Raw genomic sequence first — 22,764 nt, forward strand, 5'->3', positions numbered from 1 at the left:
CAGCAGCTCCCCCTGAGTCATCATGAGCGCCCGTCAGAGACGGCCGTCAGTGAACGAGGTGACTCATGGCAAGGCTCCGAGTGGGCGAGGGTGTACTGCGCCGCAAGCCGATCGAGCAGATCGACGAACGGGGCCCGGCCGGGGAAGCCACTGCGCAGCTCGCCAGAACGCTCGGGCTGTGGCAACTCACCGCCATCGGTGTGGGCGGCATCATCGGGGCGGGCATCTTCACCCTCGCCGGCACGGTGGCCAACGGCACCGCCGGTCCCGCCGTCCTGCTCTCGTTCCTCATCGCGGGTGTGGCGAGCGCGGCCGCCGCGTTCAGCTACGCGGAGTTCGCGGGGCTGATCCCGAAGGCCGGGTCCGCGTACACCTACGGATACGCGGTGCTCGGCGAGCTGGTGGGCTGGTTCATCGGCTGGGACCTGCTGCTGGAGTACACCGCGATCGTGGCGGTGGTCGCGATCGGCATCTCCGGCTACTTCAGCTTCCTGCTCGGGGAGCTGGGAGTCGACGTGCCGAAGTGGATGCTGGGCGCGCCCGGCACCGGTGACGGCCACAAGGTGGACCTGTTCGCCGCGCTGCTCTGTCTGCTGGTCGCGTATCTGCTGACCCTCGGCATCAAGAACGCGGCCCGCTTCGAGACGGTCGTGGTGGTCCTGAAGGTCCTGGTCGTCCTGCTGGTCATCGGCGTGGGCGTCTTCCACATCAACACCGCCAATTACCACCCGTTCTTCCCGTTCGGGGTGAGCGGCGCCTTCACGGGTGCGGCCACGGTGTTCTTCGCGGTGTTCGGGTACGACGCCATGTCGACGGCCGCCGAGGAGTCCAAGGACGCCCAGCGCCACATGCCGAAGGCGATCCTGTACTCCCTCGCCGTCTCCATGGTTCTCTACGTGGCGGCGTGCCTGGTGCTGACGGGGATGCAGAGCTACGAGGACATCGACCCGGAGTCCGGTTTCTCCACGGCCTTCAAGGCGGTGGGCCTCAGCGGGATCGCCGATGTGATCGCGGTGGGCGCCATCATCGGCATCCTCACCGTCATGTTCACCTTCATGCTCGGGGTGACCCGGGTCTGGTTCTCGATGAGCCGTGACGGGCTGCTGCCGAAGTGGTTCGCCAAGACCCACCCCACCCGGCACGTCCCGACCCGGGTGACCTGGATCGTCGGCGCGGCCTCGGCGGTGATCGCCGGGTTCCTGCCGATCGGCGAGGCCGCCGAGCTGACGAACATCGGCATCCTGCTGGCGTTCGTGGTGGTGTGCATCGCCGTGATCGTGCTGCGTTACAAGCAGCCCGACCTGCCGCGTACGTTCCGCACCCCCGGAATGCCGTTCGTCCCGGCCCTCGGGGTGGTGTTCTCGATCTGGCTGATCACCTTCCTCCAGTGGCAGACCTGGGCGCGGTTCGCGGTGTGGTTCCTGGTCGGCATGGTCGTCTACTTCGGCTACTCGTACCGGAAGTCGGAGATGGCGGGGACGACCGGGAGGGACGCGGGGACGGGGAAGTCCTGAGCGCGGCCCGGCCGCCCGTGACGACACCCGACGACGGTGCGGCCCCCGGGCGCACCGGCCGGGGCCGGGGCCGTCACCCGTACACACATCGCACCGTCCGACCGTTCACCGCACCATTCGCCGCACTGTGCGACCGCTCGTCGCACGACGGGGCCCATCGCCTGTTGCTCGGCGCCCCGATGCGTTCGTATACGCCCGTCGGCAGCGAAGCGGCAGGGCCTCGGCGGGAAGGGCGTTCACGATGACCACCACGACGGATGAGCGGGCCCTCGCGGACCTCCAGCGGGAGCACGGTGCCGCGCTCTTCCGCTTCCTGCTGGGGCTGACCTTCGGCGACCGGCAGCGGGCCGAGGACCTGCTCCAGGAGACGCTGGTGCGCGCCTGGCAGCATCCGGAGGCCTTCGACGCCCCGTACGAGTCGATGCGGCCCTGGCTCTTCACCGTGGCGCGGCGGCTCGCGATCGACGCGCGCCGCTCCCGGCAGGCCCGCCCGGCCGAGATCGGCGACGTGGTGCTGGAGACGGCCGCGGACGGGGAGGACACCGCAGAGGCCACGGTCTCGGCCCTCGACGTGCGCGAGGCGGTGCGCGCCCTGGGCCCGGAACACCGCGCGGTCCTCGTCCAGATGTACTTCCGCGGGCTCACCGTGAACGAGACGGCCCAGGTGCTCGGCATTCCGGCGGGCACGGTCAAGTCCCGGTCCTACTACGCGCTGCGCCAGCTCGCCCGCAACCTTCCGGGCTACTCCAGCAGTTCCTCCTCACCGAGCAGGGCGAGCAGCGAGACGGCCTCCGCGACCTGCACGTAGTCGGCGGCGCAGCCGTCGCAGGTCTGCAGATGGCGGCAGACCTCGCGGGTCTCGCCGGGCGCGAGCGCGTCGAGAACATAGGCACCGAGCAACTGCCGCACGTGCGGGTCCTTCCCGGGATCGGCGGTCATCGCATCCTCGTGTCGGGTACGGACCCGGTCGTGACGGATCCTGTCCTTCTGGCCACGCGGTGCACGCTCCCCCGGTTCAATGCTGCGTGGAGCCCGGTAGCGAAAACGGAAAGAGGCGAGACGGGATGCGCCCGGAACGTCAGGACGGAACCGGTGGGGGCGGGCTGCTGGTCCCGATGGCCTGGATGTACGCCGAGTACGTCGCCGACGGGATACTGCGGACCGGTGATCTGATGGAGCCGTCCACGCTGGAGTACCGCGCGGGGCGGGACGCGCTCGCGCTCACCATCTTCCTCTGCGACGAGGCGGTGGCCGACGCCCTGCCCGCCGCCCGGATGGACGAGCTGCGGCTGCTGACGGCGTACGGGGGTGCCTGGCGCGGCTGGGTCTGCGAACGGCTCGACGCGCTCGGCGAGGACCCGGGCCCCGGGGCGGACGGCGGGAATCCCGATCTGGCGCTGGCCCGTGCGGCCTGGCGGTGGCTGGAGGAGACCGAGCTGCTCGCGGCCGACCTGGACGCGATCGGTGCGCCGCCCCGGGGACCGCTGGGCGAGGGGCCGGACGCGGAGGAGGCCGCCCAGGTGTGGACGCCGGCCTGGCAGCTGGGGCTGCCGCTCGGGCACCTGGCGGTCCATCTCCACTGAGCGCTCCGTCCGCCGGTCAGGAGCCGTGCACGCCGGCACGGTACTTCGGCAGCCGCACCGTGATCTTCATCCCGGCGCCGATGCCCGTCTCGATGACGAGCCCGTAGTCGTCCCCGTAGACCTGGCGCAGCCGCTCGTCGACGTTGAGCAGTCCGATTCCGGCGGAGGGGCCGCCCTCGCCGCGCAGGATCTGGCGCAACCGTTGCGGGTCCATGCCGGCGCCGTCGTCCTCGATGACGACCTCGGCCTCGGAACCGGCGTCGAAGGCGCTGATGGTGATGCGGGTCGGGGTCTCCTCCGTCCGGTCGGTGCCGAGCGGACGGGGCGGTGCGGCTCCTTCGAGGCCGTGCTTGACGGCGTTCTCGACCAGTGGCTGGAGGCAGAGGAACGGCAGGGCGACGGGCAGCACCTCGGGGGCGATCTGGAGGGTGACCGCGAGCCGTTCGCCGAAGCGGGCCCGTACGAGCGCCAGGTACTGGTCGATGGAGTGGAGCTCCTCGGCGAGGGTGGTGAAGTCGCCGTGGCTGCGGAACGAGTAGCGGGTGAAGTCGGCGAACTCCAGCAGGAGCTCGCGGGCCCGTTCCGGGTCGGTGCGGACGAACGAGGCGATGGCGGCCAGTGAGTTGAAGATGAAGTGCGGGGAGATCTGGGCCCGCAGCGCCCTGATCTCGGCCTCGATGAGCTGGGTGCGGGAGCGGTCCAGTTCGGCGAGTTCCAGCTGTACGCAGACCCAGCGGGCCACCTCCCCGGCGGCCCTGGCCAGCACCGCGGACTCGCGCGGGGCGTAGGCGACGAGGGTGCCGAGCACCCGGTGGTCGACGGTGAGCGGTACGGCCACGGCCCAGCGCAGCGGGCAGTCCAGGTCGTCGCAGTCGCTGTGGAAGGCGGTGTCCCGGCCGCTGTCGAGAAGGCCGCGCACCTGCTCCATGACGTGCCGGCCGTGGTGCTCGCCCGTGCCGTCCCAGACGAGCACCCGGTCGCGGTCGGTGAGGCAGAGCGCATCGGTGCCCAGCAGCGAACGCAGCCCGCGGGCGGACTTGCGGGCGCTCTCCTCGGTGAGTCCGGTGCGCAGCGGCGGCGCGGCGAGCGAGGCGGTGTGCAGGGTCTCGAAGGTGGCGTGCTCGACGGGGGTCCCGACGTCGCTGGTGCGGACGGGCCGGGCGGTGCGGCGGCCGAGCAGGAACGCCGCCCCGAGCAGCAGGAGCACGAGCAGGACGAGTACGGCGTGTCCGGCTCCGGTCATCGGTGTCTCCCCGCGGTCAGCGTTTCCGGGAGGTGGAAGCGGGTCATGGCGGCGTTGGTGCCGGGAGGGATGCGGCCGGGGGTGGCGAGGGAGACCAGGACCATGGCGAGGAAGCCGACCGGCACCGACCAGACGGCGGGCCAGGCGAGCAGGGCGTGCGCCCAGCCCGGCGGGCGCACCGCGCCGCTGACGGTGATGGTGACGGACAGGAACGCGGAGCCGCCGCCGAGCAGCAGTCCGGCGATCGCCCCGGGCGGGGTGAGCCGCCGCCACCAGATGCCGAGGACCAGCAGCGGGCAGAAGGAGGACGCCGAGACGGCGAAGGCCATCGCCACCGAGTCGGCCACCGGTACCCGGCTGACCAGCAGCGAACCGGCCAGCGGGACGCACATGGCGAGCACGGTGGCGAGCCGGAAGTGCCGTACCCCGCGCGAGGGGAGCACGTCCTGGGTGATGACTCCGGCGACGGCCATCGTGAGGCCGGAGGCGGTCGACAGGAACGCGGCGAAGGCGCCGCCCGCGACGAGCGCGCCGAGCAGGTCCCCGCCGAGGCCGCCGACGACCCGGCCGGGCAGCAGCAGTACGGCCGCGTCCGCGTCCCCGCCCCGGATCAGCTCGGGGGCGTACAGCCTGCCCAGGGCGCCGTAGACCGGGGGCAGCAGGTAGAACGCCCCGATGAGGGCGAGGACGACGACCGTCGTGCGGCGGGCGTCGCGTCCGTTGGGGCTGGTGTAGAAGCGGACGACGACGTGCGGCAGGCCCATGGTGCCCAGGAACGTCGCGATGATCAGTCCGTACGTGGCGTACATCGGGTGTTCGGCGCGGAAGACGGAGAGCTGTTCGTCGAAGGTGGCGCGGGGGCGTCCGTCGCCCTGCCAGGCGAGCACCAGGAAGAGCGCGGGGACGAGCAGGGCGGTCAGCTTCAGCCAGTACTGGAAGACCTGTACGAAGGTGATGGACCGCATGCCGCCCGCGGCGACGGCGAGGACGACGACCGCCGCCACGAGCACGTCGCCGAGCCAGCCGGGGGCCCCGGTGAGGATCTTCAGTGTCAGTCCGGCGCCCTGGAGCTGCGGTACGAGGTAGAGCCAGCCCGCCGCGACCACGAAGACGCTCACCAGTCTGCGCACCTGCCGCGATTCCAGCCTCCCCTCGGCGAAGTCGGGCAGGGTGTACGCCCCCGAGCGTCGCAGCGGCGCGGCGACGAAGACCAGCAGCACCAGGTAGCCGGCGGTGTATCCGACCGGGTACCAGAGCATGTCCGGTCCGTGCACGAGGACCAGCCCCGCGATGCCGAGGAAGGAGGCGGCGGAGAGGTACTCGCCGCTGATGGCGGCGGCGTTGAGGCGGGGCCGCACGGTGCGCGAGGCGACGTAGAAGTCGGAGGTGGTCCGGGAGATCCGGAGTCCGAAACCGCCGACGAGGACGGTGGCGAGGACGACGACGGCGACGGCCGCCACCGCGTACGTACGGCTCACTGCGCGGAGCGGCCTTCCACGAGCCGGGCGAAGTCGTGTTCGTTGCGCTCGGCCCGGCGCACGTACCACCAGGCGGTCAGGGTGAGCGGCGGGTAGGCGGCGAAGCCGAGGACGGCCCAGACGAGTGCGGAGCTGTGCAGGGCCTCGAAGACCAGCGGCAGCGTCCCGACGACCACGGCGAGGACGCCGAAGGCGGTGAGTCCGGCGCGCAGCTGGCCGCGCATCAGTGAACGGACGTACGCGCCGCCGAGCGCGGTCTGCTCGTCGATCTCCGACTGGGTGCGGTAGCGCGGCAGCGGGCGCACTCGTCGGGGCTCCCCCGTCACCACTTCGCGCCGGGGTGTTGGCTCTGCGGACATGGGCCCGGAGTGTACGCAGCCCCGGTCCTTCGTGGGAAGGGGAACCAATCGTGGTAGGGCCTGGTCAGCGGCCGGTGCGGCGCATCAGCAGATCGCGCAGCGCGCGGGTGTGGCGGCGGCTGACGACGAGTTCCGCGGTGCCGATGCGCACGCTCATGCTGCCCGCGTCCAGACGGAGTTCGTCGATCCGGCCCAGCGCGACGAGGTGGCGGCGGTGGATGCGGACGAAGCCGCGCGAGCGCCAGCGCTCCTCCAGCGTGGTGAGGGGGACGCGGACCAGGTGGCTGCCGGTCGCGGTGTGCAGCCGGGCGTAGTCGCCCTGGGCCTCGGCGTAGGCGATGTCGTCGATCGGGATGAACCGGATCACTCCTCCGAGTTCCACCGGTATCTGGTCGCCCGCGGTGTCGAGGACGGGCGCGGACCGGTCGCCGACCTGTTCGGCCGCCCGGCGCACCGCCTCGGCCAGGCGTTCCCGGCGTACGGGCTTGAGTACGTAGTCGACGGCCTTCAGGTCGAACGCCTGGACGGCGAAGCCCTCGTGGGCGGTGACGAAGACGATGAGGGGAGGCGTGGCGAAGCCGGCCAGCAGCTGGGCGACGTCGAGACCGGTGAGGCCCGCCATGTGGATGTCCAGGAACACCACGTCGATGGCCGCCGGGTCGTCCGGGCCCGCCTCCACGGCGCTGCCGATGCGGCGCAGCGCCTCGGTGGCCCCGGTGGCCCCTTCGGCGCTGCGGATGCGGGGATCGGCGCGCAGGAGGTAGAGGAGTTCTTCCAGGGCTGGTTCTTCGTCGTCGACGGCCAGTACGCGCAGCATGGGCCGGAGTGTAGACCGACCGCCGGAAGGACCGGTGAACACCCGCTCAGATGCCGTAGACGCGTTCGGCCGTGGTGGCGAGGACGCGGGCGCGCTCGTCCTTCCCGAGGCCGTCGATCAGGGCGCGGGCCGTGTCGACGACCTCCGGGTACGTCGCCGCGAGCCGGCACACCGGCCAGTCCGAGCCGAACATCAGCCGGTCGGGCCCGAAGGCGTCGAGGACGGTGTCGGCGTAGGGGCGCAGGTCGTGCACGGTCCAGGAGCGCACATCGGCCTCGGTGACCAGGCCGGAGAGTTTGCACACGGTGTTGGGGCGGGCGGCGAGGGCCCGCAGGTCGTCGGCCCAGGGGCGCAGTTCGCCGGTGGCGACGGGCGGTTTGCCCGCGTGGTCGAGCACGAAGGTCAGCTCGGGCAGCAGGGCGGCGGCCCGGACGGCGGCGGGGAGCTGGGGGGCCCGGACGACGAGGTCGTAGACGAGCCCGGCGTCGGCGACGGCGCGCAGTCCGCGCCGTACGTCGGGGCGCAGCAGCCAGCCGGGGTCGGGTTCGCCCTGGACCTGGTGGCGGATGCCGACGAGGCGGTCGCCGCCGGGCAGTTCGCGCAGCGCGGCCAGGGTGTCGGCGACGTCCGGCGCCGTGAGGTCGCACCAGCCGACGACGCCCGCGACGAGGTCGCTGCCGTGGGCGAGGGCCAGGAACTCGGGCGTCTCCTCGGGGACGGTGACGGTCTGGACGAGGACGGTGGCCCGCACCCCGGCGGCGCGCGCCTCGGGCTCCAGGTCGTCGAGGGTGAAGTCGCGCCGGAGCGGGGCGAGTTCGTCGCCGGTGATCCAGTCCTGGTCGCGCACCGACAGGTCCCACACGTGGTGGTGGGCGTCGACGATCCCTTCCCGGCCGGTCATGTCAGAGCTCCCAGGCCACGGGGAGGCCGGCTTCGGCGCCGTCCGAGGAGTAGTCGTGCGCGACGTCGAGCAGCCGGTCCATCCGGGCCTGCCAGGCCACGTTGACGGGGAGCTTCTCCAGCCGGGCGATGAGGGCGGCGTAGTCCTCGCAGTCGATGACGTGGAAGAGGTCGGTGCCGCTGCGCCAGATCGTCCAGGAGGTGGCTCCCGCCGCGCGGATCGCCTCGGTCAGCTCCGCGGGGACTTCGCGGTGCGCGGCCTCGTACTCCTCGACACGGTCGGCGCGGACCTTGGTGTGCAGGGCGATTCTCATGTCAGTGTCCGTTCTCGGTCAGCAGGCCCTCGGCGCGCAGTTCGTCCCAGAGGCCGTCCGGGATCTCGCGGCGGAGCAGGGCGGCGGCGTCGCGCACCTCGTCCGGGGAGCGGGTGCCGACGAGCACCCCGGCGACGGCCGGGTGGGCGAGCGGGTAGCGGAGGGCGGCGGCCCGCAGCGGGACGCCGTGGTTCTCGGTGACGGCCTTGATGCGCAGCGCCCGGTCCAGGAGTGCCTGGGGCGCGGCCGTGTAGTCGTACGTGGCGCCGGGGCGCGGGTCGGCGAGCAGCCCGGAGTTGAAGACCCCGCCGACGACCACGCTGCGGCCCCGGGCGGTCGCCTCGGGCAGCAGTCCGGTCAGGGCGGACTGGTCGAGGAGGGTGTGGCGTCCGGCGCACAGCACCACGTCCACGTCGGTGTCGCGCAGGAACCGGGTCAGCATCTCCGTCTGGTTCATCCCGGCGCCGATGGCCCCGACGAGGCCCTGCGCGCGCAGCTTCTCCAGCGCGGGGTAAGCCTCGCGGAAGGCGGGCTCGGCGTGGTCGTCCGGGTCGTGCAGGTACACGATGTCGATGCGGTCGAGGCCGAGCCGTTCCAGGCTGTCCTCGATGCTGCGGCGCACTCCGTCGGCGCTGAAGTCCCAGCGGCGGCGGTGGGTGGCGGGGACGGCGAAGCCCTCGGAGAGGCCGTCGTCCGCGGCCTTCGCGACGGCGCCCGGGGGCAGCGGGTCGAGCACCCGCCCCACCTTCGTGGACAGGACGAACGCGTCGCGGGGCCGGTCGCGCAGGGCCTCGCCCAACCGCCGTTCGGAGAGGCCGAGTCCGTAGTGCGGAGCGGTGTCGAAGTAGCGGACGCCCTCGTCCCAGGCGGCGTCGACGGCTGCGGCGGCCCGTGCGGGATCGACCGCGGTGAAGAGGTTGCCGATGGCAGCCGCCCCGAAGGACAGCTCGGTGACCTCGACCGCGCTGTTCCCCAGCCTGTTGCGCCGCATGCTTCCGCCGCCCTCCCCGATGATCGCTTCGTGCACACAGCGAATATTCATCGGATCACTTGGCCGCGTCAACACCTCCGATGCCATGGATCGCAGCCCTTGCTCGGGAATCTGTCCGATCTATAACAGTCGCGCGGTCGAGAACCGACGGTCGGCAGCCGGCGGTCGAGAAGCAACGTCGGGGGGCGGCAGGCGACGGATGCGGGCCCCCGGCCCCGAGGGCGCGGGAGCCCTGCGGGTCCGCAGACAGGGGCCCGTTCACTCCCGCGGCAGCAGGGCGAGCAGCTCGGCCACCTCCTCGTCGGCGCAGTGCGCCAGCCGCTCCAGATCGGGCAGCGCCTTGCCGTCCGCCACCAGCCCGACCCGCACCCGGCCGCCGTACGTGGACAGCGCGACGGCGAGGGACTGCCCGCGGGCCAGCGGCGCCATCGGGTAGACGGCGCGCAGTGGGCAGCCGCCGAGCGAGAGGGCCGAGCGCGGCAGGGGCACGCTGGTGACCAGGACGTCGAAGAGCATCCTGGCCGCGTTCCCGGCAATGGGCGCCCCGAAGCGGTGGGCCAGCAGGGGCAGCTGGTCGGCGAGCACGGCGACCGCTCCGGCGCCCTTGAGGGGGCCCGCGGCCTTGTTGCGGTCCATGGCCGTGCGGACCTCGTGGAGCCGCTGCCACGGGTCGGGCTCGCGGACCGGGAGTTCGAGCAGATAGCCGGAGAGCTTGTTCCCGGTCGCGGCGGCCTGCCCCGGACGGCGGCGGGAGACCGGCACCAGGGCGCGCGGGTCCTCCTCGGGCGGTTGCTCGCCGCGCTCCCGCATCCAGCGGCGGAGCGCACCGGCGACGACCGCGAGCAGGACGTCGTTGGTCGTGCCGCCGGCGGCGCGGCGGACGCGCCGGACGGCATCGAGGTCCAGATCCGCGGTGGCCAGTCGCCGGGTGCCGCTGGAGCTCGCGGTGAGCGCGGGCGCCCCGCGCGGGTCGAGACGGCTGGCCCGCACCATGGAGGCGCCCACCCCGAACGCCCGTCCGAGGTCCTCGATCCGGCCCAGCGCGAGCCCGGCGACCTGGCGCGGGCCCGGCATCCAGGAGCGGGGCGGGACGGCACGTGCCCGGCGGGCGGGCATGCCGCCGCGCGGGCGGCCGGCCGCGGAGGCGATCTCGTCGAAGATCCCGGCGCCGATGGCGACCGCGCGCATTCCGTCGGCCAGCGCGTGGTGGAGCTTGACGAGGACCGCGAAGGGGCCGTCGCCGCAGCCGCCGATCACATACATCTGCCAGGGCGGCAGTCCCCGTTCGAGCGGGCGCTCCATCAGCTCGCCGGCGAGCCGGGTGGCGGCCGCCATGAAACCGCCGCCCTCGTCCCGCGCCTCCGCCCCGGCCAGCCGGACCCGTTCGACGTGCCGGCGCACGTCGAAGTCCTTGTCCACGAACCAGGCGGCACCGCCGACGGGCAGCAGCACGTCCCGCACCCGCATCCGCAGCCGGGGAATGGCGGCGGCGCGGGCGCCCAGCAGTTCCAGCACCCCGTCCGCACCGGCGCCGTGCGCCGGGCCGGGCGCCGGGGAGAAGACGGCGAGCGCGCCGAGGTGCATCGGGTGGGCATCGGATTCGAGGTGCCAGAAGGCCAGATCGAGGGGTGCCAGCAGCTCAGTTCCCACGGGTCCTCATGTCATCGAAGACAAATACTGACAAAGCCGCAGTCAATCGCTCGCACATGGTCACGGTCAAGCACAGACATGTCACTTTCCGTTACCGCCGAGTAGGGATCGGTCTCTTTCCGACAACCGCCGACGAGGTCCGGGCCGGGCGGCCCGCCGCCCTCCCCGTCACTCCTGCACCGGCATGACGAATTCGCACCAGACGCACTTGCCGCTCCCCCGCGACTCCACGCCCCACAGGTCCGCCAGCCGGTCCACCAGCATCAGCCCCCGCCCGGACACCCCGGCCTCCCCCGCATCCCGGCGCCTGGGCAACGCGCTGGACCGGTCCTCGACATCGACCCGCAGACGCCGCTCGGGGCCGGTGAGCACCCGGATCGTGACGATCGCCCCGCCGTCGGTGTGCATCAGCGCGTTGGTGATCAGCTCGTCGGCGGCCAGTTCGACGTCGTCGGCCCGCTCCTTGGCGCCCCAGGCCCGTACCGCGGCCCGGATCATGTGCCGTGCCGAGCTCAGCGCCTCCGGGTCGCTCTGCGCGACGTGCTGCTGGAGCCGGCCGCCCGGCTGGGGCGCGTGGGCCACCTTGCGGCGCAGCAGCAGCACCGCCACGTCGTCCTCGCCCCGGCGCTCGTCGACCTCCTCGCAGAGCCGGTCGGCCAGCTTCTGGAGGTCCTGCGGGCCGTTGCGCACCAGGGCGGTCAGCAGCTGCATGCCCTCGTCGAGATCGGCGCCGGGCAGCTCCACCAGGCCGTCGGTGAACATCACCAGGGTCTGTCCGGGGTCCAGATCCACCGTGCTCACCGGGTATTCGAGCCGCCCGAACTCGGCGGAGAGCCCCAGCGGCAGCCCGCCCTCCACGGGCAGCCGGCGGCAGGACCCGTCGCTCTCGCGCACCAGCGGATCGACGTGGCCGGCCCGGACCAGCTGCACCACTCCGGTCGTCAGGTCGGCCTCGGCGTAGGTGCAGGTCGCGAAGCGGTCCGTGTCCAGCTCGTGGAGGAAGACGGAGGCACGGGCCATCACCGTGGCGGGGCTGTGTCCCTCGGCCGCGTAGGCGCGCAGCACGATGCGCAGCTGCCCCATGACGGCCGCGGCGTGGGTGTCGTGGCCCTGCACGTCTCCGATGACGGCCCCGACCCGGCCGCCGGGGAGCTGGATGACGTCGTACCAGTCGCCCCCGATGTCCCGGCCCATCCGGGCCGAGCGGTACCGGACGGCGACCTGTGCGCCCGGCACCTCCGGGATGCGGCGCGGCAGCATGGCCTGCTGGAGGCCCTCGGCGAGGTCGTGCTCCTGCTCGTAGAGCATGGCCCGCTGCAGGCTCTGCGCGATGGAGCTGCCGAGCGCGACCAGCAGATTGCGTTCGTCACCGGTGAAGCCGGCCTTGTCACTGTAGAGCAGGCCGAGCGCACCGATGGGCCGGGCCTGGGCGATCAGCGGCAGATAGGCGGCGGAGGTGATGCCGAGGTGACTGATGTGGGGCCACAGGATCGGGTACGAGGTGGCGAAGTCGGTGGCGGACTCGATGAAGCGGGGCGAGAGCGTGCGCACGACCTCGCTCATCGGGTACTGCTCGTCCGTCCGGGTGTAACGGGTGCCGGGCACGAACGAGTCCTCCGGCCCGTCGGCCACCAGATGGATGCGCCCGGCCTCGATCAGCCCCATGACCAGGCTGGTCGCCCCGAGGTGCGCCAGGCCCTGGGAGTTCTTCAGTACGGCGATGACGTCCCGGACGGTGCGGGCGTGGGCCAGCGCGGCCGTGGCGCCGTCCACCAGGCTGGTGCGGCGTCGGCGCTCCAGGTCCAGTCCGCGGCGGGCCGTGGAGTCGGCCAGTTCCTGCGTGGCATCGCGGACGATGCCGATGATGCGCCGGGGGCGACCGGTCTCGTCGCGCCGGATGAAGCCCTGGGTGTGGGTCCAGCGCAGACTGCCGTCGCGCCTGCGCAGCCTGAAGTAGGCACCGTAGTTGGTCTGCCCGCTCTTGAGGGCCTGCGAGACCATGGCGTCGAGCCGGACGCCCTCGTCCGCCGGCACCCGGAGCCCGAGCGACTCCGGCCGGTCGTCGTACTCCTCGGCCCGCAGGTCGAACACGTCGAGGGCGGGCCGGTCCATGTGCATCAGGCCACTGTCGAGGTCCCAGTCGAAGCTGCCCATACGGTTCAGGGCGAGGCTGAGATCCGGGTGGGCGGGCCAGTCGTCCGGGAGTGACAGGGCACCCGCTACCCGATCATCCATGTGGGTCACTCTGCCATCATTTGCCCGATTCTTCGAGCGAACTGCACGCAGGAGAGCGAGTCCGGCGCCCCGGGAAAGCCCCGGAGCCCGAGTGACCGACGCCACGAGACCGGACGTCTCGCAGAACGAACCACGCCGGGGTGACGGACGGGTAACGGATACGGTGTCCGTGAAGCGCGGTAAGTCCAGCCTTACCTTTACCCTGCGCCTCACCGTCCGCATCGGCTCGTTCTAAGGACCAGCACCTCCATGACCCGCCCCGTCCGCGTCGCCATAGTCGGAGCCGGCCCCGCCGGCATCTACGCAGCGGACGCGCTGCTGAAATCCGAGGCCGCCCAGGACCCGGGTGTTTCGATCGACCTGTTCGAGCGGATGCCCGCCCCCTTCGGCCTGATCCGCTACGGAGTGGCCCCGGACCACCCCCGGATCAAGGGCATCGTCCAGGCACTCCACCAGGTCCTCGACAAGCCGCAGCTGCGGCTCTTCGGCAATGTCGACTACCCCAACGACATCGGCCTGGACGACCTGCGGTCGTTCTACGACGCGGTGATCTTCTCCACCGGCGCCGACGCGGACCGTGCGCTCGACATCCCCGGCCACACCCTGGAGGGCTCCCACGGCGCCGCCGACTTCGTCTCCTGGTACGACGGCCACCCCGACGTGGCGCGCACCTGGCCCCTGGAGGCCGAGAAGGTCGCCGTGCTCGGTGTGGGCAACGTGGCCCTGGACGTGGCGCGCATCCTCGCCAAGACGGCGGACGAGCTGCTGCCGACCGAGATCCCCGCCAACGTCTACGAGGGCCTCAAGGCCAACAAGGCCCTGGAGGTGCACGTCTTCGGGCGCCGCGGTCCGGCGCAGGCCAAGTTCAGCCCGATGGAGCTGCGGGAGCTGGACCACTCGCCGAACATCGAGGTCATCGTCAACCCCGAGGACATCGACTACGACGCGGGCTCGATCGAGACCCGGCGGGGCAACAAGCAGGCCAACATGGTCGCCTCCACGCTGGAGAACTGGGCCATCCGCGACGTCGGCGACCGGCCGCACAAGCTGTTCCTGCACTTCTTCGAGTCCCCGGTGGAGATCCTCGGCGAGGACGGCCGGGTCGTCGGCCTGCGCACCGAGCGGACCGAGCTGGACGGCACCGGCAACGTCAAGGGCACCGGCACCTTCACCGACTGGGACGTGCAGAGCGTCTACCGCGCGGTCGGCTACTACTCGCAGGAACTGCCGAAGCTCCCGTTCGACGTGGTCTCCGGCACCGTCCCGCACGCCGCCGGACGGGTCGTGACCGGCGGGGAGCACATGACCTCGGTGTACGTCACGGGCTGGATCAAGCGCGGTCCGGTCGGCCTCATCGGCCACACCAAGGGCGACGCCAACGAGACGGTGGCCTGCCTCCTGGAGGACCGGGCCGAGGGCCGGCTGCCCGCCCCCGTCCGGCCCGAGCCGGAGGCCGTCACCGCCTTCCTGGAGGAGCGCGGCATCCGCTACACCACCCGTGAGGGCTGGCACCGCCTGGACGCGCACGAGCAGGCCCTGGGCGCGGAGCAGGGCCGCGAACGGATCAAGGTCGTGGAGCGCGAGGCCATGCTGGACGCCTCCGAGCCCCGCGACTGACCCGCGCGCCGCACCGCAGGTCAATTCCGCCCCGCCCCCGGGAGACTCTCCCGGGGGCGGGGCGGTTTCGCCGTCTCAGCGCCCCTGGAGCGACCTGACGTTGTCCCCGAAGGTCCAGCCCTTCGAGCCGTCCCAGTTGAGCGACCAGGTCATCAGGCCCTTGAGGCCGTTGCCGTAGTGGTTCCAGGCCTGTGAGACCTGACCGGTCGTCATGTGGCCGCCACCCGCACCCGGTTGGGCCGGCAGCCCCGGCACCTGCTTGTCGTACGGGACCCTGATCGTGGTGCCCTGGACGACGAGGCCCTTGTCCAGGCAGTCCGTCTGCTTCGTGAATCCCTCGACCGTACCGGCGGAGTACGAGTCGCCGGAGCAGCCGTACATGCTGCCGTTGTAGTACTGCATGTTCAGCCACCACAGACGGCCGTTGTCCGCGTACTTCTTCACGATGGGCAGGTACGCGCCCCAGATCGAGCCGTACACGATGCTCCCGCCGGTGACGTAGGCCGTCTCCGGAGCCATCGTCAGGCCGAAGTTCGACGGCATCCGTTCGAGCACGCCGTCGATGATGCGGATCAGGTTGGCCTGCGAGGCCGACAGCTGGTTGATGTTGCCGCTGCCGCTCAGGCCGGTCTCGATGTCGATGTCGATGCCGTCGAAGTTGTACTTCTTGAGGATCGGCACGATCGTCTCGACGAACCGGTCGGCGACGGCGGTGGAGTTGAGGTCGATGCCGGCGGTCGCACCGCCGATGGACATCAGGGTGGTGAGCCCGGACTCCTTCGCCCGGCACATCTCGGCCGGGGTCGGGACCTTCACCGTGGAGTCCATCCCGTCCTCCCACAGGACGGTGCCGTCCGACAGGATGACCGGGAAGGCCGCGTTGATCACGTTGTAGCCGTGCTGCGTGATCCGGCTGTCGGTGATCGGGATCCAGCCGAGCGGCGGGTGCACGCCGTTCGACGCGCCGTCCCAGTTCTCCCAGTACCCCTGGAGGACCTTGCCCGCGGGCTTCGACTTGACGGCGCAGGTGTCGTCCTGCGCCGCGCTCGGCGTCGCGCCCACCAGCAGTTGTACGACGCATGCCGCCGCGAGGCCGACCCCCAGCAGACGCGATGTCCGTCCCCACATGTCCAGTTCCCTTCCTGTCGCCGCCGGACGGCACCGGGGTGGCACCCGCCCCCGGGAACGGTCCGGCACGGGGCGCGCCGGGCACATGAAAGTCATGCCCCTGACAACGCTGTACGGATTGAAGCCCTGCACCTCACGGCGCGTCACACGCTAAAGAGGTCCAGACCTTCCGTCAATAGGTCTGGACCAAAGAGGGCATCCCTCGGCCCCCGCCGGCACCCCCGAGCGCCACCGGGGGCCGGTTGTCGTCACCCAAAGACTTAGCTTAGGCTTACCTAACTACTCGCGATCCGCATCGGACGTGCCCTGCGCGTTCCGGCTGTGGTCGCCGTGCCGACGACCCCGCTCGCCGGCACGGGGAGCTGTCGTTCCATCCGCCAAACCTGAGGAACCTCCATGTCCCGGTTCACCCGCGCGCGTCGCCGGACGTTCGCCGCAACTGCCGTCGCCACGGCCCTCGTTCTCGCCCTCGGTGGCTGCTCGTCGGGCGACGGGGACAAGAAGGACTCCGGCACGGCCGGGAAGAGCGGCGGAGCGTTCCCCGTCTCCATCAAGAGCGCGCTCGGCACGGCGGAGATCGAGGAGCGGCCCGAACGGGTCGTCACCCTCGGCCAGGGATCGGCCGAGACCGCCATCGCGCTCGGCCACACCCCGGTGGGCATCGAGAAGTACGAGTGGGGAAGCGACAAGACGGGCTACCTGCCCTGGATCCACGAGGCGGTGAAGAAGTCCGGCGACAAGCTGCCGACCCAGTTCACGGGCGGTGAGGACATCGACTTCGAGGCCATCACCGAGCTGGAGCCGGACGTCATCCTCGCTCCGTGGTCCGGGATCACGCAGAAGGACTACGACATCCTCAAGGACATCGCCCCCACCGTCGCCTACCCGGACCTGCCGTGGAGCACGGACTGGGACCAGCAGATCGAGATCGTCGCCAAGGCGCTGGGGCAGCCCGACGAGGGGAAGAACCTCACCTCGAAGGTCGAGAAGCAGCTGGCCGACGCGGCGGCGACCCGGCCGAACTACAAGAAGCACACGTTCTCGTACATCTACAACACCGGCCCCGGCACCCTCGGGGTGTTCAAGCCCGACGAGCAGCGCGTCAAGATGGTCTCCTCGCTCGGCCTCACCGTCGACCCGGTGGTGAACACCTTCGAGGAGACCAAGGGCACCGACTCCGCGCTCATCGGCCTGGAGAACGCCGAGAAGCTGAAGAACAGCGATCTGGTCTTCACCTTCTACACGGACGACAAGTCCCGCAAGGAGATCGAGGCGCAGCCGCTGTACGCGGCGATCCCCGCGGTCAGGAGCGGCGCCGTGGTGGCCGGCAAGGACAACTCCTTCGTCACCGCCTCCTCGATCATCAACCCGCTCACCGTGCCGTGGGTGATCGACCGTTACCTGCCGCTGATCGACAAGGCCGTCGCGGCCGCCGACAAGGGCTGAGGCCGAATCCCGCACCCATGGCCACCACCACCACGCACGCACCGCCGGGCGGTGCCGGCACCACCCGGCGGGTGTTCTCCGTCCTCCTCGCAGCCGTCCTCCTCGCGCTCGCCGTGCTCGCGAGCGTCGTGTTCGGCAGCCGCACCACCTCGTTCGGCGATGTGCTGGACGTCCTGTCCGGCGCCGCCGACCCGGATGTCACCACCGTCGTCGAGAGCCGCTGTCCACGGACCGCGCTCGGTGTGCTGGCCGGTCTCTGCCTCGCCGTCGCGGGCACCCTCATGCAGGGGGTGTCCCGCAATCCGCTGGCCGATCCCGGTCTCCTCGGGATCAACGCGGGCGCGTCCGCGAGCATCGTCGCCGCGACGGCGTTCCTGGGGGCCTCGGGCAGTACGGAGACCATGTGGTGGGCGCTGCCCGGCGCGCTGCTCGCGGGTCTGCTCGTCCATGCGATCGGCTCCGCGGGCTCGGGCGGCGGCCTCGTCCGGCTCGTGCTCGCCGGCGCGGTGCTCTCCGCCGTGCTCACCGCGTTCGTCCAGGCCGTGACGCTGAGCCGGCCGCAGGTCTTCGACAGCTACCGGTACTGGGTCGTCGGGGCGCTCGGCGGCCGGGACTTCGACGTCCTGTGGTCGGTCCTGCCGTTCGCGGTGACCGGTCTGGTGACCGCCGCCGTGCTGGGGCCCGGCCTCAACGCGCTCGCGCTCGGCGACTCGACGGCGGCGTCCCTGGGCGCGAATCCGGCACTGGTGCGGGCGGTCGGGCTGCTCGCGGCCACCCTGCTGAGCGCGGCGGCGACGGCGGCGGTCGGTCCGGTCGCCTTCGTCGGCCTGGCCGTGCCGCACGTGGTGCGGGCCGTGGTCGGCGTCGACTTCCGCATGCAGATCCTTCTCTCGGCGCTGGTGGGTCCGGCGCTGCTGCTCCTCGCGGATGTCGTGGGCCGGGTGGCCATGCGCCCGCAGGAACTGATGGTCGGTGTCGTGACCGCGTTCATCGGGGCGCCCGCACTGCTCGTCGCCGTACGCAGGATGAGGGGCAGCACATGACGTCGCATCAGGCCGCGGTCCGCACCGCATCGCCCAGGAAGATCCTGCGGGTCGGCGGGAGGGTGGCCCTGCCGGTCCGGCGGGTGTCCGTGCTGACGGCGCTCGCGCTGCTGGTGCTGCTGGTGGCGGGCGCCGTCGCCACGCTGTCGCTCGGGCGGCTCGGCATTCCGCTCGCCGAGCTGGCCGGGGCGGTGACCGGTGGGGCCGAGGGCAAGAACGCGTTCGTCATCGAGCGGCTGCGCGGCCCCCGGCTGACGGTGGCCACGGGCACCGGTGCGGCGCTCGGGCTCTCCGGCGCCCTGTTCCAGTCCGTCACCCGAAATCCGCTCGGCAGCCCCGATGTGATCGGGCTGGCGTCCGGCGCCGGCGCGGGCGCCGCGATCACCGCGCTGCTGTTCCCGGACACGGTGCCGGTGGCGCTCGGCTCGCTGCTCGGCGCCGTCCTCGCCATGGCACTGGTCCACGTGTCGACCGGGACCGGATTCCGCAACCCGGCCCGGCTCGTCGTCGCGGGCATCGGGGTCGCCGCGATCGGCACCGCGATCACCCAGTACGTCGTCTACGCCATGGAGCGGGACCGGGCCGCCGTCCTCACCGCCTACGTCAACGGCAGCCTGTCGGCGCGGTCGTGGGAGGACGCCACCACGATCTGGCTGGTGCTGCTGGTCGTGGCACCGCTCACCGCGCTGCTCTCGCGGCGGCTGGACATCGGGGAGATGGGCGACGACATCGCGGGCGCGCTCGGCGCCGATCCCCGCCGCACGAAGACGGCCGGCGTCGTGCTGGCGATCGTGCTCTCGGCAGCCGCCGTCGGTGTCGCCGGTCCCATCGCGTTCATCGCGCTGACGGCCCCGCAGGTCGCCAAGCGGATCACCCGGCTCTCCGGCCCGCACCTGGCGCTTTCGGCCCTGACCGGCGCGCTGCTGCTGGTGCTCGCGGACCTGTGCGCCCAGCAGCTGCCGCTCTTCGACAACCTCCCCGTCGGCATCTACACCATGGCCGTCGGCGGCGGCTACCTCGGTTGTCTGCTGGTACGGGAGTGGCGCCGGGGAGCCCTGTGAGGTCCGGCGCCGGACGCCACCCGTCGCCGGAACAGCCGTACGGCGCCACGGCCCCCTCCGACGCCACCCCTCGGATCGCCCTCCCCCTCCCCTGCCCTCCGCGCGACCCGTTCCCGCCCCACCCCCTTCTTGAACACGTTCAAGAAAGCTCGTAGAGTCGGCGCCGAGCAGAGTTGAACACGTTCAAGTCAGGGGGTGGCCGTGTCGGTGCTGGTCGGTTCGATCGTGATGCTGGGCATGCTGGTGGTGGTCCCCGTGGGGCTGCGGCTGACCGCCGCGCCCGAGCTGGACCGGATGCGGCGGCTGTGGCCGCTCTTCGCCGTCCCCGGCGCCGTCGCCCTGTGGCTGCCGCGCGGCACGGCCGCCACCGTCCTGGCGGTCTGTTACGCGCTCGGCACCGTGCTCCTCGCCCTGCACGCCCCGCCCCGACTGCTCCGCAATCTCTCGACGTCCGGAGCCTCTGCCGTGGCGCCCGCCGAGATCGCCCTGCTCACCGCGCTGGTCACCCCGTCGATCGCCGCCACCGCCCTGGTCGCCGAACGCTCGGGACACACGCTCTTCGGCTTCGGGCTCGACATCCTCGCGCTGACCGTGCCGCACTTCCACTTCGCCGGGTTCGCCGCCGCGCTGGTCGCGGGGCTGGTCTGCCGGACCGCCGACGGCCCCGCGGGGAGGTTCGCCGCGCTGAGCGTTCCGCTGGGCACCCTGCTCGTCCTGATCGGGTACTTCATCGGGGACCGGGCCGAGCTGGCCGGCGCCGTCGTCCTGACCGCGGGGATGTGGGCCGTCGCCCTCCTCACCTGGCGGTCGGTCCGCACCGGGCAGCGGGACCGGACCACCCGGGCGCTGCTCGCCGTCTCGTCCGCCGTACTCGCCGTCACCATGGTGCTCGCCCTGAGCTGGGCGCTCGGCGAGGCCACCGGGCTCCCGCACCCCACGCTGACCTGGATGGCCGCCACCCACGGCCTCGGCAACGCCCTGGGCTTCGCACTCTGCTCGCTGCTGGCCTGGCAGCGGCTCCGTACCGGCACCGACCACGAAAGCAGGACCGCATGAGCACCCTCACCTACTCCGAGGTCGGCGCCACCCGCCTCGGCCCGCTCCCCGACGGCTACCACCACCTCCACCACCGGGCCCGGATCGGGCGCGGCCGGGCCGATTTCGAGGCGGCGGGCGCGGCGGTCACCGAATGGCGCATGCACCGCGCCGGCGGGGCCCGGGTCCGCGCGTCGGCGGACCGCGCCGAGGCCGGGGTGCACGTCCAGGTGTCGCTGGGCATCGGCCCGCTCCGGTTCACCGCCCCCTGCCGGGTCGTCTGGGCCGCGTACGAGCAGGACCGCATCGGGTTCGCCTACGGGACCGAGACCCGGCACCCGGAATGCGGGGAGGAGTCCTTCGTGGTGGAGCTGGCGGACGACGGCACGGTGTGGTTCACCGTCCTGGCGTTCAGCCGCCCGGCCGCCTGGTACACCCGGCTGGCGGGCCCCGTCGTCCCGGTGCTCCAGCGGTGGTACGCCCGGCGGCTCGGCACCACGCTCCGCCGTGTCGTGGCCGGTGGAGGCGGCGGGCGGAGCTGAAGGCCGGGGCGCGGCGGGCGGAACCGGGGCCGGGGCGGGGTACCGGGCCGATACTGGAAGTGATGGAGTGGTTCACCGCGGACGGGTACTGGCTCAGCCGGCTGATCTTCCAGCGGGCTCTCGCCGGTGTCTACCTGTTCGCCTTCCTCACCGCCGCGCTCCAGTTCCGGGCCCTGATCGGCGAACGCGGCATGCTGCCGGTGCCCGAGTTCCTGCGACGCACGGACTGGCGCGAGGGCCCCGGGCTCTTCCGGCTCCACTACTCCGACCGCTTCTTCGCCCTCGTCGCCCGGATCGGCTGCGCGCTCGCGGTCGCCCTGCTCGCGGGCGTGGACTCGTACGTTCCGCTCTGGGCGGCGATGCTGCTGTGGGCGCTGCCGTGGGCCCTCTACCTCTCGATCGTCCAGGTCGGCCAGACCTGGTACGGCTTCGGCTGGGAGTCGCTGCTGCTGGAGACCGGTTTCCTCGCCGTCTTCCTCGGCAGTGGGCACACGGCCCCGCCGGTACTGGTGCTGTGGCTGTTGCGCTGGGTGCTGTTCCGGGTGGAGTTCGGCGCCGGGCTGATCAAGATCCGGGGCGACACCTGCTGGCGCAAGCTGACCTGCCTGTACTTCCACCACGAGACCCAGCCGATGCCGGGGCCGCTGAGCTGGTTCTTCCACCGGCTGCCGAAGCCCCTCCACCGGGCCGAGGTGGCTGCCAACCACGTCACCCAGCTCCTGGTGCCGGTGCTTCTGTTCACCCCGCAGCCGGTGGCGGGCGCCGCCGCCGGGCTGATGATCGTCACCCAGCTGTGGCTGGTGCTCTCGGGGAACTTCGCCTGGCTGAACTGGCTGACCATCACCCTCGCCCTGTCCGCCGTCGACTGGTCCCCGTTCGTCCGGACGCCCACACAGTCGGCACCGCCGCTCTGGTACGAGGCCGTCGTCATCGCGGTCACCGCGCTGGTCGTCCTTCTCAGCTACCGCCCGGCGCGCAATCTCGTCTCCCGCCGTCAGGTGATGAACCGCTCGTTCGACCCGCTGCACCTGGTCAACACCTACGGCGCCTTCGGCAGCATCAGCCGGGTCCGGCTGGAGGTGGTGGTCGAGGGCACGGACGAGCGGGTGCTCCACGAGGGCACCCGCTGGCAGGAGTACGGCTTCCGCGGCAAGCCGGGCGATCCGCGCCGGCTGCCCCGCCAGTTCGCCCCGTACCATCTGCGGCTCGACTGGCTGATGTGGTTCGCGGCGCTCTCCCCCGCGTACGCCCGTCCCTGGTTCGGTCCGTTCGTGGCACGGCTGCTGGAGAACGACCGGGACACGCTGCGGCTGCTGCGCCACAATCCCTTCCCCGACGCCCCGCCCGCCCACGTCCGGGCCCGGCTGTACCGCTACCGGTACACCACCTGGCGCGAGCTGCGGGCCACCGGGTGCTGGTGGCACCGGACCCACGTGCGGGAGTTCATGCCCCCGGCCTCGCTGGGCCCCGCCCGGACCGGTCCGGTCCGGCGGTCCTGACCTCAGGATGCGCCGCCCGGCACGGGGCGGACCGGGAAGGCCCCGAACGTCCGGGCTCCGGCCCGCGTGGCGCGGGGCCGGAGCCCGGAGGTTCGGGCGCAGGCCCGTGGAACGGTGTCAGTCGATGCCGGGCAGGATGTGCGGCTCGGCGAGGTCGTCCTCGTAGCCGGCCAGCCGGATCGGGGCGGACCTGGCCCAGACCTCGATGTTCCGGAGCTTCTCGGGCCTGCGGGCCCGCTCTCCGTGCCGTTCGACGGGTCGTTTCTCGTGCTTCGTCAGTTCCGGTGTCGGCACCGCGCACTCCTTTGT

General features: G+C 72.1%; 22 protein-coding genes. 10 read left to right on the plus strand and 12 right to left on the minus strand.

Annotation, left to right across the window (positions count from 1 at the left end; translation table 11 throughout):
- The first annotated feature begins 65 nt into the window (after positions 1–65).
- Both ACWCXX_RS25965 and ACWCXX_RS25970 read left to right on the plus strand, forming a co-directional pair.
- Positions 66–1,514 carry an amino acid permease gene (locus ACWCXX_RS25965; RefSeq protein ID WP_451131188.1) on the plus strand — a complete coding sequence of 483 codons (1,449 nt, stop codon included), beginning with the start codon at positions 66–68 and terminating at the stop codon, positions 1,512–1,514.
- A 241-nt stretch (positions 1,515–1,755) separates the two neighbouring features.
- Complete coding sequence (locus ACWCXX_RS25970) at positions 1,756–2,322, plus strand: sigma-70 family RNA polymerase sigma factor (RefSeq protein ID WP_451131190.1); 567 nt, start codon at positions 1,756–1,758, stop codon at positions 2,320–2,322.
- Here the strand turns inward: ACWCXX_RS25970 and ACWCXX_RS25975 are convergent.
- Positions 2,256–2,453 (minus strand): zf-HC2 domain-containing protein, encoded by a 198-nt coding sequence (locus ACWCXX_RS25975; RefSeq protein WP_451131192.1) that lies wholly within the window; start codon positions 2,451–2,453, stop codon positions 2,256–2,258. The genes ACWCXX_RS25970 and ACWCXX_RS25975 overlap by 67 nt on opposite strands.
- A gap of 125 nt (positions 2,454–2,578) precedes the next feature.
- On the opposite strand from ACWCXX_RS25975, the gene ACWCXX_RS25980 reads away from it, so the two are divergent.
- A complete protein-coding gene (locus tag ACWCXX_RS25980; RefSeq protein ID WP_451131194.1) occupies positions 2,579–3,097 on the plus strand; it encodes a hypothetical protein in 519 nt (172 codons plus the stop codon).
- A gap of 16 nt (positions 3,098–3,113) precedes the next feature.
- Here the strand turns inward: ACWCXX_RS25980 and ACWCXX_RS25985 are convergent, their stop codons facing one another.
- From ACWCXX_RS25985 to ACWCXX_RS26025, 9 genes are all read right to left on the minus strand, one after another.
- The gene (locus ACWCXX_RS25985; protein WP_451131196.1) at positions 3,114–4,340 is read right to left on the minus strand and encodes a sensor histidine kinase; all 1,227 of its coding nucleotides are present in this window, start codon (positions 4,338–4,340) and stop codon (positions 3,114–3,116) included.
- Positions 4,337–5,818 (minus strand): sodium/solute symporter, encoded by a 1,482-nt coding sequence (locus ACWCXX_RS25990; RefSeq protein WP_451131198.1) that lies wholly within the window; start codon positions 5,816–5,818, stop codon positions 4,337–4,339. Before ACWCXX_RS25990 ends, ACWCXX_RS25985 begins: the two co-directional genes overlap by 4 nt.
- Positions 5,815–6,177 (minus strand): hypothetical protein, encoded by a 363-nt coding sequence (locus ACWCXX_RS25995; protein ID WP_451131200.1) that lies wholly within the window; start codon positions 6,175–6,177, stop codon positions 5,815–5,817. The genes ACWCXX_RS25990 and ACWCXX_RS25995 overlap by 4 nt, the downstream gene beginning before the upstream one ends.
- A gap of 64 nt (positions 6,178–6,241) precedes the next feature.
- Positions 6,242–6,994: a LytR/AlgR family response regulator transcription factor gene (locus ACWCXX_RS26000; RefSeq protein WP_451131202.1), complete on the minus strand. Its 753-nt coding sequence runs from the start codon at positions 6,992–6,994 to the stop codon at positions 6,242–6,244.
- Between the two features lie 46 nt (positions 6,995–7,040).
- On the minus strand, positions 7,041–7,895 hold the full coding sequence (locus tag ACWCXX_RS26005) for an amidohydrolase family protein (protein ID WP_451131204.1): 855 nt from the start codon (positions 7,893–7,895) through the stop codon (positions 7,041–7,043).
- Between the two features lies 1 nt (position 7,896).
- Positions 7,897–8,208 (minus strand): L-rhamnose mutarotase, encoded by a 312-nt coding sequence (locus ACWCXX_RS26010; RefSeq protein WP_451131206.1) that lies wholly within the window; start codon positions 8,206–8,208, stop codon positions 7,897–7,899.
- Between the two features lies 1 nt (position 8,209).
- Positions 8,210–9,199 (minus strand): aldo/keto reductase, encoded by a 990-nt coding sequence (locus tag ACWCXX_RS26015; protein ID WP_451131268.1) that lies wholly within the window; start codon positions 9,197–9,199, stop codon positions 8,210–8,212.
- 258 nt (positions 9,200–9,457) lie between these two features.
- Positions 9,458–10,849 (minus strand): wax ester/triacylglycerol synthase family O-acyltransferase, encoded by a 1,392-nt coding sequence (locus tag ACWCXX_RS26020; protein ID WP_451131208.1) that lies wholly within the window; start codon positions 10,847–10,849, stop codon positions 9,458–9,460.
- A gap of 168 nt (positions 10,850–11,017) precedes the next feature.
- Positions 11,018–13,084, minus strand: a complete 2,067-nt coding sequence (locus ACWCXX_RS26025) for a SpoIIE family protein phosphatase (RefSeq protein ID WP_451131210.1) — start codon at positions 13,082–13,084, stop codon at positions 11,018–11,020.
- 249 nt (positions 13,085–13,333) lie between these two features.
- Here ACWCXX_RS26025 and ACWCXX_RS26030 point away from each other — a divergent pair, with 249 nt between their 5' ends.
- Positions 13,334–14,701, plus strand: a complete 1,368-nt coding sequence (locus ACWCXX_RS26030) for an FAD-dependent oxidoreductase (protein WP_451131212.1) — start codon at positions 13,334–13,336, stop codon at positions 14,699–14,701.
- Positions 14,702–14,776: 75 nt separating this feature from the next.
- On the opposite strand, the gene ACWCXX_RS26035 is transcribed toward ACWCXX_RS26030, so the two are convergent.
- Positions 14,777–15,829 (minus strand): chitinase, encoded by a 1,053-nt coding sequence (locus ACWCXX_RS26035; protein WP_451131214.1) that lies wholly within the window; start codon positions 15,827–15,829, stop codon positions 14,777–14,779.
- A gap of 396 nt (positions 15,830–16,225) precedes the next feature.
- Between ACWCXX_RS26035 and ACWCXX_RS26040 the strand changes: the two genes are divergently transcribed.
- The 6 genes from ACWCXX_RS26040 to ACWCXX_RS26065 all read left to right on the plus strand — a co-directional run bounded on the left by ACWCXX_RS26040 (position 16,226) and on the right by ACWCXX_RS26065 (position 22,455).
- The gene (locus ACWCXX_RS26040) at positions 16,226–17,275 is read left to right on the plus strand and encodes an iron-siderophore ABC transporter substrate-binding protein (protein ID WP_451131216.1); all 1,050 of its coding nucleotides are present in this window, start codon (positions 16,226–16,228) and stop codon (positions 17,273–17,275) included.
- 17 nt (positions 17,276–17,292) lie between these two features.
- Positions 17,293–18,318 carry a FecCD family ABC transporter permease gene (locus tag ACWCXX_RS26045; protein WP_451131218.1) on the plus strand — a complete coding sequence of 342 codons (1,026 nt, stop codon included), beginning with the start codon at positions 17,293–17,295 and terminating at the stop codon, positions 18,316–18,318.
- Entirely contained in the window at positions 18,315–19,379 is a 1,065-nt protein-coding gene (locus tag ACWCXX_RS26050) for a FecCD family ABC transporter permease (RefSeq protein WP_451131220.1), read from the plus strand. Before ACWCXX_RS26045 ends, ACWCXX_RS26050 begins: the two co-directional genes overlap by 4 nt.
- A gap of 201 nt (positions 19,380–19,580) precedes the next feature.
- On the plus strand, positions 19,581–20,435 hold the full coding sequence (locus tag ACWCXX_RS26055; protein ID WP_451131270.1) for a YndJ family protein: 855 nt from the start codon (positions 19,581–19,583) through the stop codon (positions 20,433–20,435).
- Positions 20,432–20,956 carry a DUF1990 family protein gene (locus ACWCXX_RS26060; RefSeq protein WP_451131222.1) on the plus strand — a complete coding sequence of 175 codons (525 nt, stop codon included), beginning with the start codon at positions 20,432–20,434 and terminating at the stop codon, positions 20,954–20,956. The genes ACWCXX_RS26055 and ACWCXX_RS26060 overlap by 4 nt, the downstream gene beginning before the upstream one ends.
- Positions 20,957–21,018: 62 nt before the next feature.
- The gene (locus ACWCXX_RS26065) at positions 21,019–22,455 is read left to right on the plus strand and encodes a lipase maturation factor family protein (RefSeq protein WP_451131224.1); all 1,437 of its coding nucleotides are present in this window, start codon (positions 21,019–21,021) and stop codon (positions 22,453–22,455) included.
- Between the two features lie 117 nt (positions 22,456–22,572).
- Here ACWCXX_RS26065 and ACWCXX_RS26070 read toward each other — a convergent pair whose 3' ends face one another.
- A complete protein-coding gene (locus tag ACWCXX_RS26070; RefSeq protein WP_451131226.1) occupies positions 22,573–22,749 on the minus strand; it encodes a hypothetical protein in 177 nt (58 codons plus the stop codon).
- Positions 22,750–22,764 lie beyond the last annotated feature (15 nt).

This window comes from Streptomyces sp. NPDC001732 (assembly GCF_053596315.1).

Coding starts and splice junctions, on each gene's coding strand:
- ACWCXX_RS26015 (WP_451131268.1), bottom strand. CDS start 9,199: ATGCGGCGCAACAGGCTGGGGAACAGCGCGGTCGAGGTCACCGAGCTG.
- ACWCXX_RS26010 (WP_451131206.1), bottom strand. CDS start 8,208: ATGAGAATCGCCCTGCACACCAAGGTCCGCGCCGACCGTGTCGAGGAG.
- ACWCXX_RS26005 (WP_451131204.1), bottom strand. CDS start 7,895: ATGACCGGCCGGGAAGGGATCGTCGACGCCCACCACCACGTGTGGGAC.
- ACWCXX_RS26030 (WP_451131212.1), top strand. CDS start 13,334: ATGACCCGCCCCGTCCGCGTCGCCATAGTCGGAGCCGGCCCCGCCGGC.
- ACWCXX_RS25975 (WP_451131192.1), bottom strand. CDS start 2,453: ATGACCGCCGATCCCGGGAAGGACCCGCACGTGCGGCAGTTGCTCGGT.
- ACWCXX_RS26050 (WP_451131220.1), top strand. CDS start 18,315: ATGACGTCGCATCAGGCCGCGGTCCGCACCGCATCGCCCAGGAAGATC.
- ACWCXX_RS26035 (WP_451131214.1), bottom strand. CDS start 15,829: ATGTGGGGACGGACATCGCGTCTGCTGGGGGTCGGCCTCGCGGCGGCA.
- ACWCXX_RS25995 (WP_451131200.1), bottom strand. CDS start 6,177: ATGTCCGCAGAGCCAACACCCCGGCGCGAAGTGGTGACGGGGGAGCCC.
- ACWCXX_RS25970 (WP_451131190.1), top strand. CDS start 1,756: ATGACCACCACGACGGATGAGCGGGCCCTCGCGGACCTCCAGCGGGAG.
- ACWCXX_RS25965 (WP_451131188.1), top strand. CDS start 66: ATGGCAAGGCTCCGAGTGGGCGAGGGTGTACTGCGCCGCAAGCCGATC.
- ACWCXX_RS26060 (WP_451131222.1), top strand. CDS start 20,432: ATGAGCACCCTCACCTACTCCGAGGTCGGCGCCACCCGCCTCGGCCCG.
- ACWCXX_RS25980 (WP_451131194.1), top strand. CDS start 2,579: ATGCGCCCGGAACGTCAGGACGGAACCGGTGGGGGCGGGCTGCTGGTC.
- ACWCXX_RS26040 (WP_451131216.1), top strand. CDS start 16,226: ATGTCCCGGTTCACCCGCGCGCGTCGCCGGACGTTCGCCGCAACTGCC.
- ACWCXX_RS26065 (WP_451131224.1), top strand. CDS start 21,019: ATGGAGTGGTTCACCGCGGACGGGTACTGGCTCAGCCGGCTGATCTTC.
- ACWCXX_RS26000 (WP_451131202.1), bottom strand. CDS start 6,994: ATGCTGCGCGTACTGGCCGTCGACGACGAAGAACCAGCCCTGGAAGAA.
- ACWCXX_RS25985 (WP_451131196.1), bottom strand. CDS start 4,340: ATGACCGGAGCCGGACACGCCGTACTCGTCCTGCTCGTGCTCCTGCTG.
- ACWCXX_RS26025 (WP_451131210.1), bottom strand. CDS start 13,084: ATGGATGATCGGGTAGCGGGTGCCCTGTCACTCCCGGACGACTGGCCC.
- ACWCXX_RS26045 (WP_451131218.1), top strand. CDS start 17,293: ATGGCCACCACCACCACGCACGCACCGCCGGGCGGTGCCGGCACCACC.